Source organism: Kineococcus sp. TRM81007, assembly GCF_022669155.1.
GTDB lineage: Bacteria > Actinomycetota > Actinomycetes > Actinomycetales > Kineococcaceae > Kineococcus.
Genome location: NZ_JALBVB010000060.1, coordinates 171,776 through 184,528, shown reverse-complemented (window position 1 = coordinate 184,528; position 12,753 = coordinate 171,776). Strand labels below are relative to the sequence as shown.

The 12,753-nt window shown below is 76.9% G+C and carries 12 protein-coding genes; 11 read left to right on the top strand and 1 reads right to left on the bottom strand.

Going from position 1 to position 12,753, the window contains the following annotated elements:
- Nucleotides 1-77 precede the first annotated feature (77 nt).
- Nucleotides 78-1,325, bottom strand: a complete 1,248-nt coding sequence (locus tag MN205_RS20005; protein WP_242130227.1) for a DUF1015 family protein — start codon at nt 1,323-1,325, stop codon at nt 78-80.
- 38 nt (nt 1,326-1,363) lie between these two features.
- Here MN205_RS20005 and MN205_RS20000 point away from each other — a divergent pair, with 38 nt between their 5' ends.
- The 11 genes from MN205_RS20000 (at nt 1,364) to MN205_RS19950 (ending at nt 12,749) form a co-directional block, all read left to right on the top strand.
- Complete coding sequence (locus MN205_RS20000) at nt 1,364-1,813, top strand: tetratricopeptide repeat protein (protein WP_242130226.1); 450 nt, start codon at nt 1,364-1,366, stop codon at nt 1,811-1,813.
- Nucleotides 1,810-2,964 (top strand): HAD-IIA family hydrolase, encoded by a 1,155-nt coding sequence (locus MN205_RS19995; protein WP_242130225.1) that lies wholly within the window; start codon nt 1,810-1,812, stop codon nt 2,962-2,964. The genes MN205_RS20000 and MN205_RS19995 overlap by 4 nt, the downstream gene beginning before the upstream one ends.
- 10 nt (nt 2,965-2,974) lie before the next feature.
- Nucleotides 2,975-3,190, top strand: a complete 216-nt coding sequence (locus MN205_RS19990) for a hypothetical protein (RefSeq protein WP_242130224.1) — start codon at nt 2,975-2,977, stop codon at nt 3,188-3,190.
- A gap of 1 nt (nt 3,191) precedes the next feature.
- Nucleotides 3,192-4,001 carry a TlyA family RNA methyltransferase gene (locus MN205_RS19985; protein ID WP_242130223.1) on the top strand — a complete coding sequence of 270 codons (810 nt, stop codon included), beginning with the start codon at nt 3,192-3,194 and terminating at the stop codon, nt 3,999-4,001.
- Nucleotides 3,998-4,939, top strand: a complete 942-nt coding sequence (locus MN205_RS19980) for an NAD kinase (RefSeq protein ID WP_242130222.1) — start codon at nt 3,998-4,000, stop codon at nt 4,937-4,939. Before MN205_RS19985 ends, MN205_RS19980 begins: the two co-directional genes overlap by 4 nt.
- A 17-nt stretch (nt 4,940-4,956) precedes the next feature.
- Complete coding sequence (gene recN, locus MN205_RS19975; protein ID WP_255820908.1) at nt 4,957-6,765, top strand: DNA repair protein RecN; 1,809 nt, start codon at nt 4,957-4,959, stop codon at nt 6,763-6,765.
- Nucleotides 6,766-6,832: 67 nt separating this feature from the next.
- Nucleotides 6,833-8,056, top strand: a complete 1,224-nt coding sequence (gene steA, locus MN205_RS19970) for a putative cytokinetic ring protein SteA (RefSeq protein WP_242130220.1) — start codon at nt 6,833-6,835, stop codon at nt 8,054-8,056.
- 52 nt (nt 8,057-8,108) lie between these two features.
- A complete protein-coding gene (locus MN205_RS19965; protein ID WP_242130219.1) occupies nt 8,109-9,098 on the top strand; it encodes a copper transporter in 990 nt (329 codons plus the stop codon).
- The gene (locus MN205_RS19960; RefSeq protein WP_242130216.1) at nt 9,095-9,961 is read left to right on the top strand and encodes a hypothetical protein; all 867 of its coding nucleotides are present in this window, start codon (nt 9,095-9,097) and stop codon (nt 9,959-9,961) included. Before MN205_RS19965 ends, MN205_RS19960 begins: the two co-directional genes overlap by 4 nt.
- Complete coding sequence (gene murJ, locus MN205_RS19955; RefSeq protein ID WP_242130214.1) at nt 9,958-11,589, top strand: murein biosynthesis integral membrane protein MurJ; 1,632 nt, start codon at nt 9,958-9,960, stop codon at nt 11,587-11,589. The genes MN205_RS19960 and murJ overlap by 4 nt, the downstream gene beginning before the upstream one ends.
- A gap of 20 nt (nt 11,590-11,609) precedes the next feature.
- Complete coding sequence (locus MN205_RS19950) at nt 11,610-12,749, top strand: glycosyltransferase family 4 protein (protein WP_242130212.1); 1,140 nt, start codon at nt 11,610-11,612, stop codon at nt 12,747-12,749.
- The last annotated feature ends 4 nt before the right edge of the window (nt 12,750-12,753 follow it).

The window sequence follows — 12,753 nt, the reverse complement described above, 5'->3', positions numbered from 1 at the left end:
TGCTGTGGTGGGGGGTGCAGGGCCTTTCACGCGTTGGGGCGCACTTGCTGCACGCCCGGTGCATTCAGCTGGCCTCCTCAGCGCAGGCGGAGCACGGTTCCGGCCAAGGGTTTGGGTTGGAAGGACGTCGACTTGCGTCCCATCGAACCACCGGTGGCCACCGCCGTGACGATGTCGCGCACCTGGGGAGTCGGCAGGAGGATCACGGTGGAACCTCGACGTCGTCGTTCGATGGCGGCTCCGGCGCTGGCTACGTACGACACCAGGTGACCGGGAACGCCCGCGGTCGCCAGGGCCTCGTCCACCCAGGCCGCAGCGCCCCACGCCGAGGACGAGCGTCCTGGCGTGTGCAGCACTGCTGCGGTGCCTCCCTCGATCAAGAGGCAGTCGGGTTCGCGCAGGGAAGCCAGTCGCCGTAGCAGCGTCTCCGCATCCGTCGAGAGGAGGGGGCGCACCTGCTCCGCCCCGGCGAGCGACTTGCCGGAACCCGCCGGGGCCACGCGGTGCAAGGCCGCCACCTCCAGGGGGTGCTCGCCGGGGACGGCGAACGCGGCCAGGACGGCCCTGGAGCCCCGGGGGGCGACGTTCAGCTGCCGAGCAGCGGCCCACCGGTGGTGCCCGTCGCCGATCAGCCACCGCCTCGAACCGACCGCCCACCGGAGTTCGTCCACCGTCGCGCTCGGGTCCAGACGCCACACGTCCACCTGGCCGACGTTGTCGCCCCTCGTGGCGGCGACGTGGTGTCCCTCGAGGACAGCCCTGTGCACCAGTGAGCTCAGTCCTGAGGTGGATCCGGAGGCGTCGCCCGGGCCGGCTTCGGCATCCACCAGGAGCAGGGGCTCGGAATCCACGCGCACCGCCAGCAGTCGCTCCGCCCTGGCGCGAACCGCGTGCTCCATCGTGGCTTCGTGCGGGAGCACCCGATCGTCGTCCTCGGCCCCGACCTCGCCCACCACGAAGCGGTGCGTCCGCCCCCCGCGGCGCTGCTGGAGGACGTACAGGGACGGGGGGTCCTGGGTCAGGGCGCCCCGCTTCAGCCAGTCCACGACTGCAGGTGCCTCACCCGGGCCGCCACCGGAGCGCCCGGGCCGTTCCAGGTGGGTGACCAAGTACGGGTGGGACTCCAGTGCCGCTTCGCGCGTGGACCTGGCGATCTCGGTGTGCGGGGGTGCCAGCACCCCGTGCAGGGACCCCACCACGTCCTCCCGGTACCGCAGTCCGGGAAAGGGACGCAGGAGATCGGTGCGCGCAAGTGACGCACCGGCCGACCCGGGAGCCGGGGCGTCAGCGCGCGCCCCCGTGCGTTCCGGCTCCACCCGGCGCATCCTACGGTCGAGCCCTGCATGCCGAAGGAGGTCCCGCCGTGCCCGATCGACCGGACGCCGCAGCCCCTCGAGGAGACGGCCCGCGGGAACCGGGGCGTCCCCGCGGCAGCACCTACGAGTGGCTGCAGCGGGGTCTCGCTCTGCTCGCCGACGGGGAAGCCGCCGCCGCCGCGACGTTGCTGACCCGCGCGCACGCCCAGGAACCGGCCTCCACGGGGATCCTCGAAGCGCTGGCGCGTGCCCAGTACGACGCGGGGGACATAGCGGCCGCCGCCGAGTCGTTCCGGCGCCTCGCACACGCCCGCCCGGCCGACGACTACGCTCACTTCGGCCTGGGGTTGAGCCTGAGCCGTCTCGGGCGCTTCGGGCTGGCCGCGGAGCACTTGGCGATGGCCCACGTCATGCGCCCGGACCGGCCCGAGTACGCCGACCGTCTGCGACAGGTCCGCGCCACGCTGGCGGCGCGGCAGAACCCGGGGAGTCCTTGAGCACCACCGAGAACGCCATCGACCACGATGTGCCCGCCACGCCCACCGCGGTGCTCCGCGGCAGCAGTCGGCCACTGCGGGCCGAGCACGACGTCCTCCTGCTCGACCTCGACGGTGTCGTCTACGTCGGTCCGCACGCGGTCCCGCACGCCGCGGAGGCCCTGACCCGGGCCGAGGACGCGGGAGCGCGCCTGGCGTACATCACCAACAACGCGTCTCGACCACCGTCCACGGTCTCCGAGCACCTGCGTGCCCTCGGTGCCCCGGCACGGGACGAGGACGTGGTCACGTCGGCGCAGGCCGCCGCCCGTCACCTCGCCGAGCGGCTGCCCAGTGGCTCCCGGGTGCTCCTCGTGGGCGGGGAGGGGCTGCGCGAGGCGCTGGAGGCCAGCGGACTCGAGCCGGTGGAGTCCCTCGCGGACGACCCGGCTGCCGTCGTCCAGGGCTTCTCCCCCGACACCTCGTGGGCTCGGCTGGCCGAGGCCACCCACGCCGTGCGGGCCGGCCTGTGGTGGGTCGCCACCAACCTCGACGCCACCGTGCCCACCCCTGGCGGCCCCGCTCCCGGCAACGGCCTGCTGGTGCAGCTGGTGGCGCGAGCTGCCGGCCGGGAACCGGACGTCGTGTGCGGCAAGCCCGAGCGGGCGCTGTTCGACGAGGCCGTCGCGCGCTCGGGCGCGCGGAACGCCCTCGTGGTCGGCGACCGGCTCGACACCGACCTGCAGGGGGCCCGGGCCGCGGGGCTGCCGGGTCTGCTGGTGCTGACCGGCGTCACCGGTGCCCGCGAGCTGCTGGCAGCGGCCCCGCACGAGCGCCCGCACCTGATCGGCCGCGACCTGCGCTCCCTCGACGACGAGCACCCGGTGCCGGTTCTCGAGCACGGCGGTGACGCGATCGTCGCCCGCTGCCGCGGTGCGGAGGTCGGTGTCGGTTCCGAGGGGGCGTTCGTTCGCTCCGCGGCCGCCGGGCCGGACGGGCTCGACGTGCTGCGGGCGGCCGCCGAAGCGGCCTGGGCGGTGCGGGACGCGCAGACGTACGAGAGCTGGGACGTGGATCTCGGTGAGCTGGCCGAGCTCGTCGCCCACAGCCTGACCACCGACATCGACGTCCCTGGGGACGACGTCCCCGGGGCCGTCGGGAGCGGCTTGTAACCTCACCCGGGTGACGGACCACCCCGCCCCGACGCCGCGGCCGGCGCCGCCCGCCCACACCGCGGCCGGCGTGCCCGGCCCCGAGGACATCGCCGCGGACCGCTCGCTGGAGGCCGCGCTCGCCCGCCTGGACGTCTTGGACGGCCTGGGCGTGCACGAGCACGTCGACGTGTACGACGACGTCGACCGCGCCCTGCGCGAGCGCCTGGCCGGCGCGGAGGGCTGACGTGGCCCGCCGCCTGCGCCTGGACGCCGAGCTCGTGCGCCGAGGGCTGGCGCGCTCCCGCGAGCACGCGAGCGAGCTCGTGGTGACCGGCCGCGTGAAGGTGGCCGGGGCCAGGGCGGGCAAGCCCGCCACCCAGGTGGACCCGGCCGCCGCGATCGTCGTCGAGTCCGGCGAGGAGGAGACCGCGTACGTCAGCCGCGGGGCGCACAAGCTCGTGGGAGCGCTGGACGCCTTCGCCGTCGACGTCACGGATCGCCGCTGCCTCGACGCGGGAGCCAGCACCGGCGGGTTCACCGACGTGCTGCTCCGTCGCGGCGCGGCTCACGTCGTCGCGGTCGACGTCGGGTACGGCCAGCTCGCCTGGCCGCTGCGGCAGGACCCGCGGGTGACGGTGCTGGAGCGCACCAACGTCCGCGCCCTGGAACCGGAGCAGGTGGCGCCCGCCCCCTCGCTCGCCGTGGCCGACCTGTCGTTCATCTCCCTGGCACTCGTCCTGCCCGCGCTGGTGCGGTGCGTCACTCCGGAGGCTGAGCTCGTGCTCATGGTCAAACCGCAGTTCGAGGTGGGCCGGGAGGCCCTGGGATCCGGTGGGGTCGTGCGCAGCGCCGAGCTGCGGGCGGACGCGGTCCGCTCGGTCGCGCGGGCCGCCGCCGGGTGCGGTCTCGGCGTGCGCGGCGTGGCGGCCAGCCCGCTCCCGGGGCCCAGCGGCAACGTCGAGTACTTCCTCCACCTGGCCGCGGGTGCCCCCGGGCTGGAGGAGGAGGCGCTCCGGCGCGCCGTCGCCGAGGGGCCCCAGGCGGGGCTGTCGTGAGCGCCCAGGCCGGCGGCCCCGCGACGGAGGTGCGCACGGTCCTGGTCCTCGCCCACACCGGGCGCGCCGAGGCCGTGGCCGCGCTCACGGACGTCGTCCGCACGCTGCACGCAGCCGGCGTGCGCACCCTCATGACCCCCGACGAGGCCGAGGCCCTCAGCGTCGCCGACCGGCGCCTGGTCCACGAGTGCCAGCTGGACGGTGCCGTCGAGGGCGCCGAGGTGGTCGTCGTCCTCGGCGGTGACGGCACCATCCTGCGCGCCGCCGAGCTGGTCCGCGGCAGCAGCACCGTGCTGCTCGGCGTCAACCTCGGGCACGTCGGCTTCCTCGCGGAGGCCGAGCGCGAAGAGGTCGTCGAGTCGGTCTCCCGGGTCGTGGCCGGCGACTACCGCGTCGAGGAGCGGATGACGCTGGACGTGGAGGTGGTGCTCGACGGCCGGGTGGTGACGCGCTCGTGGGCGGTCAACGAGGTCTCGGTGGAGAAGGGCAACCGGGAACGGATGATCGAGATGGTCGTCGACGTCGACGGCCGTCCCCTGAGCACCTTCGGCGGGGACGGCCTCATCGCGGCCACCCCCACCGGTTCCACCGCCTACGCCTTCTCGGCCGGCGGTCCCGTGGTGTGGCCGGAGGTGGAGGCGCTGCTCGTGGTGCCCATCAGCGCGCACGCGCTCTTCGCGCGTCCGCTGGTCATCGCCCCCACCTCGTGCGTCGGGGTGGAGGTCCTGCCCAGCCTCGACGACGGCGGCGTCGTCTGGTGCGACGGGCGGCGGACCTTCGCCGCTCCCGTGGGGGCGCGCGTCGAGGTGCGGCGCTCGCAGCAGCGGGTGCGGCTGGCCCGGCTGAGCACCGGCGTCTTCACCGACCGGCTCGTCGCGAAGTTCGGCCTGCCCGTGCACGGCTGGCGCGGGCCGCGAGCGGCCGCGGACGGGGGGTGAGCGGTGTGATCGAGGAGATGCGCATCAGGGAGCTCGGGGTCATCCGGGACGCCCGACTGCCGCTGGGGCCGGGCCTCACGGTCATCACCGGTGAGACCGGTGCCGGCAAGACGATGGTCGTCACCGGCCTCGGGCTGCTCATGGGGGAGCGCGCCGACGCGGCCGCCGTGCGCACCGGGGCGGAGTCCGCCTCGGTGGAGGGGCGGCTGTCCGTGGACCCCACCGGCCCCGCAGCCCTGCGGGCACTGGACGCCGGGGGTGAGCTGGAGGGGGGCGAACTGCTCATCGCCCGCACCTTGTCCGCCACCGGGCGCAGTCGCGCCCACGTCGGTGGGCGCAGCGCTCCCGTGGGGGTGCTCGCCGAGCTCGCCGAGCACCTGCTGGCCGTGCACGGGCAGACCGACCAGCTGCGGCTGCGCTCGGCGGTCCAGCAGCTGCGCGTCCTGGACGCCTTCGCCGGGGCGGAGCTCGACGCGGACCGGGTCGCCTACGCGGAACGCTGGGTGCGCTGGCGCCGCCTGGCGGCCGAGCACGACGACCTCGCCGCGCACGCCGCCGACCGCGCCCGCGAGGCGGAGCTGCTGCGGCTCGGGCTGGAGGACGTCGAGCGCGCCGACCCGGGCCCCGGTGAGGACGTCGCGCTGAAGGAGGAGGCCGGCAGGCTCGCCCACGTGGAGGTGCTGCGCACGGCCGCCGCCACCGCTCACCAGGCGCTGACCGGGGAGAGCGCCGGTGCGGAGGAGGGGCCCGCCACCGACGCCGGCGCGGACAGCCTCCTGCAGACCGCCCGGCGCGCCCTGGTGCAGGCCGGGGAGCACGACCCGGCGCTCGCCCAGCTCGCCGGGCGGGCGGGGGAGCTGTCCTACCTCCTGGCCGACCTGTCCGCCGAGATCGCCGAGTACGCGGCCGGGTTGGAGGTCGACCCCGCCCGGCTGGCGGCGGTGGAGGAGCGGCGCGCCCAGCTGACCGCCCTCGTGCGTCGCTACGCACCCGCTCCGGACGGCGACGGGCTCGAGGGCGTCGACGCGGTCCTGGCGTGGGCGCAGCGCTCCGCCGCCCGGTTGCTGGAACTGGACGACGACGGCCGGCTGGAGCGGCTGGCCGGCGAGCGCGACGCCGTGGAGCGGGAGCTGCACGAGATCGCCGGGCGCCTCACCACCGCCCGCACCCGCGCCGCGCGCGAGCTCGAGGAGCGGGTCGCCGCGGAACTGAACGCCCTGGCCATGCCCAGTGCCCGCGTCCGCGTCGACGTCCGCTCCGGCGAGGGGCTCGGGCCGCACGGGTGCGACACCGTGGAGCTGCAGCTCGCCGCGCACTCCGGCGCCGGCTTCCGGCCGCTGGCCAAGGGCGCCTCGGGCGGTGAGCTCTCGCGCGTCATGCTCGCCCTGGAGGTGGTGCTGGCGGGCGCCGACCCCGTACCCACGATGGTCTTCGACGAGGTCGACGCGGGGGTCGGTGGCCGGGCCGCCGTCGAGATCGGTCGGCGGCTGTCCGCGCTCGCGCGCAGCACCCAGGTCGTCGTCGTGACCCACCTGGCGCAGGTGGCCGCGTTCGCCGACGCGCACCTGACCGTGGTCAAGACCGACGACGGCAGCGTCACCGAGTCCGGCGTCGTGCGCCTGGACGACTCCGGCCGGGTGGAGGAGCTGGCCCGCATGCTCTCCGGCCGCGGCTCCGGAACCGCCCGGGCCCACGCCGAGGAGCTGCTGCGCTCCTCCCGCGCCGAAGCGGAGGTCGCCGCCGCGCCGCCACGGGCCCCGTCGAGACGAGCGCGCCAGCCGCGCGTGCGACGATCGACGGCGACCGCCGAGCGCCCCGGCGGCTGAGGCGGGGCGGTGGGTGGCGCAGGAGGTGGATCGAGGGCGGGTGGATCGTCGGGTGAGGGGTGAGCACGTGAGCAGGCGCCGGTGGGGACGCGGGCCCACCCGGGCGGAGGCGCCCGGCGGCGCGTCCCAGGCGCAGGCCAGCACCGTGCAGGGCACCGCACGCGTCGACCGGCGGACCAAGACCCTGACCAAGCGGCTGCGGTCCGGTGAGATCGCCGTCATCGACCACCTCGACCTCGACCGCGTCTCCGCCGAGGCGCTCGTGGCGTGCGGGCCGGCGGCCGTGGTGAACGCCTCCGCGAGCACGTCCGGGCGTTACCCGAACCTGGGCCCGGAGATCCTCGTCGAGGCGGGTGTCCCCGTGCTCGACGCGGTGGGGACCGAGGTCATGACGGCCGTCGCCGAGGGGGCTCGCCTGCAGCTCGTCGGTGACGAGCTGCGCAGCGGTGAGGAGGTCGTGGCTCGCGGCCGGCGCCTGACGCCGGAGCTCGTGGCCGCCGACATGGAGGCGGCCCGCGCCGGGCTGTCCCTGCAGCTGGAGGCCTTCGCGGCCAACACCATGGAGTACCTGCGGCGCGAGCGTGAACTGCTGCTCGACGGCGTCGGGGTCCCCGACGTGCGCACGCGGCTGGAGGGGCGGCACGTCCTCATCGTGGTGCGCGGCTACCACTACAAGGAGGACCTCGTCACGCTGCGCTCCTACGTGCGCGAGTACAAGCCGGTCCTCATCGGCGTCGACGGCGGCGCCGACGCCATCCTCGAGGCCGGCTGGAAGCCCGACATGATCGTCGGTGACATGGACTCCGTCTCCGACGCGGCCCTGCGCAGCGGTGCCGAGGTGGTGGTGCACGCCTACCGCGACGGGCGCGCCCCCGGCCTGGAGCGCGTGCGAGGGCTCGGCATCGACGCCGTCGTGTTCCCCGCCACCGGTACCAGCGAGGACGTCGCGATGCTGCTGGCCGACGACAAGGGCGCCACGCTCATCGCGGCGGTGGGCACCCACGTCACCCTCGTGGAGTTCCTGGACAAGGGGCGTGCGGGGATGGCGAGCACGTTCCTGACGCGGCTGCGCGTGGGCGGCAAGCTCGTCGACGCCAAGGGCGTGTCCCGGCTGTACCAGTCGAGGGTCTCCGACCGGCAGGTCCTCCTGCTCGTGCTGGCGGGTGTGCTGGCCTTCGTGGCCGCGCTCGCGGTGACCCCCACGGGCCAGGCGATCCTGGCGGTGACCGGTGCCCGTCTCGGGGACGCCTGGGCCTTCGCCACCGGTCTCCTCACCGGGGACGGGCCGTGAGGCGCGGGACACCGCCCGGCGCACGGCCCCACCCACGACGACAGGACGAGCAGTGATCGACTTCCGGTACCACGTGATCTCCCTGGTGTCGGTGTTCCTGGCGCTGGCCGTCGGCATCGTCCTCGGTGCCGGTCCGCTCAACGAGGGCATCTCCACCGGGATCACCGACCAGGTGCGCCAGCTGACGGAGGAGAGGGAGCAGTTGCGCGCCGAGCGCGACGAGGCCCTGGCCGTCGGCGAGGCGCAGGACGCGTGGGCCGAGGCCGTCGCCCCGGCCGTGGTGGAGCGCCAGCTGGGTGGGCGCGCCGTGGCCGTCGTGCAGCTGCCGGGTGCCGACGCCAGTACCACGGACGCGGCGGTGGAGGTGCTGCGCGAGGCGGGTGCCACCGTGCCCGCGCTCGTGACCGTGCAGGACGACTGGACCGACGAGGCCCAGGAGACCGCGCGGCAGGAGTTCGCGGCCGACTTCGCGCAGCGGCTCGCCGACGGGGGGACCGCGGCCAGCGGCGAGGTCCCCGAGGTGCTCGCCGCGGCCCTGGCGCGCGCACTGGTGACCGGGGACCTCGCGCAGACCGTCGTCGACGACCCCGCCCGCACCGAGTTGCTCACTGCCCTCGCGGACGCCGGGCTGGTGGAGGTCGACGGGGAGGTGACCCAGCGCTCGACCCTGGCGCTCCTCGTCGCCGGTCCTCCCGACGCCGACGCGAGCGACGCGCAGGCCGAGGCGGACACCGCCGCCTGGGCCGCCCTGGCCGAGCAGCTGGACGAGCGGTCCGCCGGTGCGGTCTTGGCCGGCCCCACGGAATCGGTGGAGACCGACGGCGCCGTGGCCGCAGTGCGTGCGGCCGATGAGATCGCCGAGCAGGTCAGCACCGTCGGCGACCTCGACACGGCCATCGGCCGCGTCAACGTGGTGCTGGCCCTGCGCGAGCAGCTGGCCGACCGCTCCGGCCACTACGGCACGGGTCTCGGCGCCACGTCGGTGAGCCCGCCGCTGCCTTCGGCCCTGGTGAACCCCTCGCCCGCGCCGGTGGAGCAGTGAGCGCGGGGACGGTGGCGCGCACCGCCGCGGCTGCCGCGGTCGCCGCCCGTGCCGGGCACGCGCTGACCCGGTGGCTGCCCCGCCACGTCCCGGGCGGGGCGGGGCGGTGGGACCGCCGCAACCACCGCGGGGATGTCGTCACCCTCCTGGAGGGACCCGCGGTCGCGCTCGCCGCCGGGGCGGGGGCCGCCACCGCCGCGGCACCGTGGGGCCGGGCGGGGGCGACAGCGGTTCTGGCGGCGGCGGTGTTCGGGGCGGTGGACGACCTCGGCGAGCGCCGCGGGGAGCGGGAGTCCGGCGCCCGCGGGCTGGCCGGCCACCTCACCGCACTGCGCCGCGGGCGATTGACCACCGGGGCCCTGAAGGTCCTGGGGCTGGGCGCCACGGGGGTCGCCTGCGCGGCGCTGGTGGCGCCCCGCCCGCCCCGGCGGGCGGGTGAGCTCGCCGACGCCGCGGTGGGGGCCGCACTGGTCGCCGGCAGCGCCAACCTGCTGAACCTGCTGGACCTGCGCCCGGGCCGGGCGGCCAAGGTCGCCGTCGTCGTGGCCGCCTCCCTGGGCACCGGGTCCCCGGGCAGCGCCGGGGCGCTGCGGGCCCGCCCGTTGGCCGCGGCCGGCGCGGGTGCCGCGGTCGCCGTCCTGCCCGGCGACCTCGCGGGGCGCAGCATGCTGGGCGACACCGGTGCCAACGCCCTGGGCGCCCTGCTGGGCGTGGCGTGCCTGGCGCGCTGGGACCGCGCCGGGCGCATCGCCGCGCTGGGGGTCGTCACCGGGCTGACCCTCGCCTCGGAACGGGTCAGCTTCAGCCGCGTCATCGAGGCGTCCCCGCTGCTGCGGGAGCTGGACCGGCTCGGGCGTCCGTGAGGGCGGCGCGGTCGGTCGCCGCCGCCGCCGCCTCGGTCGCCGCGCTGACGATCGCCGCGCGCCTGGCGGGTTTCGGGCGCCTGCTGGCGTTCTCGCAGACGGTGGGCGACAGCTGCCTCGGCACGGTGTACGCGACCGCCAACCAGGTGCCCAACGTCCTGTTCGAGGTCGTGGCCGGCGGCGCGCTGGCGGGGGTGCTGGTCCCCCTGCTCTCGGCGCGGCTGGCCTCGCCGGACCCGGCGGACCGGGCGGCGGCGTCGCGGACCGCGTCGGCCGCCCTGACCTGGAGCGTGCTGGTCCTCACCGCGGTCGCGGTGCTCACGGCCGTGCTGGCGCGGCCGCTGGTGGACCTGCTGCTGCAGGGCACGTCCGCGCAGGAGTGCGGTGGGGACCCGGTCGGCACCGGTGCGCTGATGCTCCTGGTGTTCCTGCCGCAGGTCCCGCTGTACGCGGTGGCGGTCGTCCTGGCCGGTGCGCTGCAGGCCCAGCAGCGCTTCACCGCGCCCGCCGCCGCGCCGCTCGTCTCCAGCCTGGTCGTCGGGGCCACCTACCTGCTGGTGGGGGTCCTGGTGCCCGCTCCCGTGGTGCGCGCCGGCCTGGGGGAGGTGCCCTTCGCCGCGGTGGCGGTGCTCGCCGGCGGGACGACCCTGGGGGTCGTGGCGCTGGTAGCCGCCCACGTCCCCGCGCTGCGCTCGGCGGTGCGGTGGCGCCCCGCCCTGCGCCCCGCGCCGGGCGACTGGCCGCGGCTGCGCTCCCTGGCCCTGTCGGGGCTGGTGGTGCTGCTGGCGCAGCAGGCCGTGGCCGTGGCCGTGATCGTGCTCAGCAACGACGCCGTCCCGGGTGCGGTCAACCGCTGGAGCTACGCCTGGGCGCTGTTCCTGCTGCCGTACGCGGTGCTCGCCGTTCCGGTGGCCACCGCGGTCTTCCCCCGACTGGCCACCGCCGCCGAGGAGGGTGCGCTCGAGGCGTTCGGCCGCCTCCTGGCGCGGGCGGTGCGCACGGTCCTTCTCGTCAGCTCGCTGGGTGCGGCCCTGCTGGCGGCCACCGCCGGGCCCGTCGCCACGGTGTTCGTGGTCGGCCGGGTCGGCTCTGGACGCACCGACGAGCTGTCCGCCGCCCTGGTGATCTTCGCCCCCGGCCTGCTCGGCTACGGGTTGGCGGCGCTGCTGACGCGAGCCCTGTACGCGCTGGGAGCCGGGCGGGCCGCGGCGAGCGCGGCCGTCGCCGGGTGGGCGCTCGTCCTGGTGGGCATGGTCGCCGGCGCGGCGCTGGTGCCGCCGGAACAGGTCGTCACCGCTCTCGCCGCGGCGCACGCCGTGGGGCTGAGCGTCGCCGGCGCGCTGCTGGCGCGCGCGGTGGGCCGGGTGGGTGGTGTCGGTGCGCTGGCCGGCGCGGGCCGGGCCCTCGTGGCGTCCGCGGCGGCCGCCCTGGTGGCCGCCGCGGCCGGGGCGGCTTCGGGTGCCGCGCTGCCCGCCCTGCTGGGGGAGCGTGGGCTGCCGGGGGTGCTGGCCGCCGGGCTCCTGGCCGCGGTGGTCGCGGCGGCGGTGTGGGCAGGCGTCGCGAGGCTGCTGGCGCCGGCCGACGCACGGGTGCTGACCGGGTTCGCCCGACGGGTGCTGAGCCGCTGAGGGCGGCAGGAGGAGGGGACGTGGCCGGGAGCGGTGACGGGGCGGTGGGTGCGGGGGGCGAGCCGGTGGTCCTGGTGCTGGGCACCAGCGCAGGGGGGGTGGGCCGGCACGTCGCGCAGTTGTGCGAGGGGCTGCGGGAGCGCGGTGCGGCGGTGCACGTGGCCGCTCCCGCGGCCACCCTGCAGCGGTTCCGCTTCGCCGCCGCCACCGCGCCCGTGGACATCGGTGCCTCGCTGGACCCGGTCCGCGACCTGCGCGCTGCGGCGCGGCTGCGGCGGGCGCTGCGGGCGCCCTCGGTGCGTGGCGCGGTGGTGCACGCGCACGGCGTGCGGGCGGCCCTGGTGGCCGCGCTCGCGGTGCGGTCGCTGCGGCCGCGACCGGCTCTGGTCGTGACGCTGCACAACGCCGTCCTCGGCACCGGGCCCCGGGCCCGGCTGGGGCGTGCGGTGCAGGACGCCGTGGCCCGTGCCGCCGACGTCGTCCTGGCCGTCTCCGGCGACCTCGTGGGTCAGGCGCGCTCGGCGGGGGCCCGGCGGGTGCGCCGCGCACTGGTGCCGGCCCCGCCGCTGCCCGCGGGTGCACCGGTGCTGCCGCCGGGGGACCCGGTGGTGCTCGTGGTGGCCCGGCTGGCCCCGCAGAAGGGGTTGGACGTGCTCCTGGACGCCGCCGGACTGCTGCGGCACCCGGCGCGGGTGCTGGTGGCCGGCGACGGGCCGTTGCGCGAGGCGCTGGCGGCTCGCGTCGCCGCCGAGCGCCTGCCCGTGCGGCTGCTGGGGGAGCGCGGCGACGTGCCGGGACTGCTGGCCTCGGCGGACGTGGCCGTCAGCGCCAGCGCCTGGGAGGGGCAGCCGGTGTTCGTGCAGGAGGCGCTGCGTGCTGGTGTGCCCGTGGTCGCCACGGACGCCGGCGGCACCGCCGAGGTCACCGGTGACGCCGCCGACCTGGTGCCGGTGGGGGACGCGGTGGCGCTGGCGGCGGCCGTGGACGCCCTGCTGGCGGATCCGGCGCTGCGCGAGGAGCGGTCCGCTCGCGCCAGGCGCCGGGCCGCCGGGCTGCCGGGCGCCGAGGACGCCCTGGCGCAGGTGCTGGGCGAGCACGCCGCGGCGCGGTGCGCGGCCGGCGGCAGGCGCCGGGACGGCGGCACCTCCGACGTCGGGTAACCTC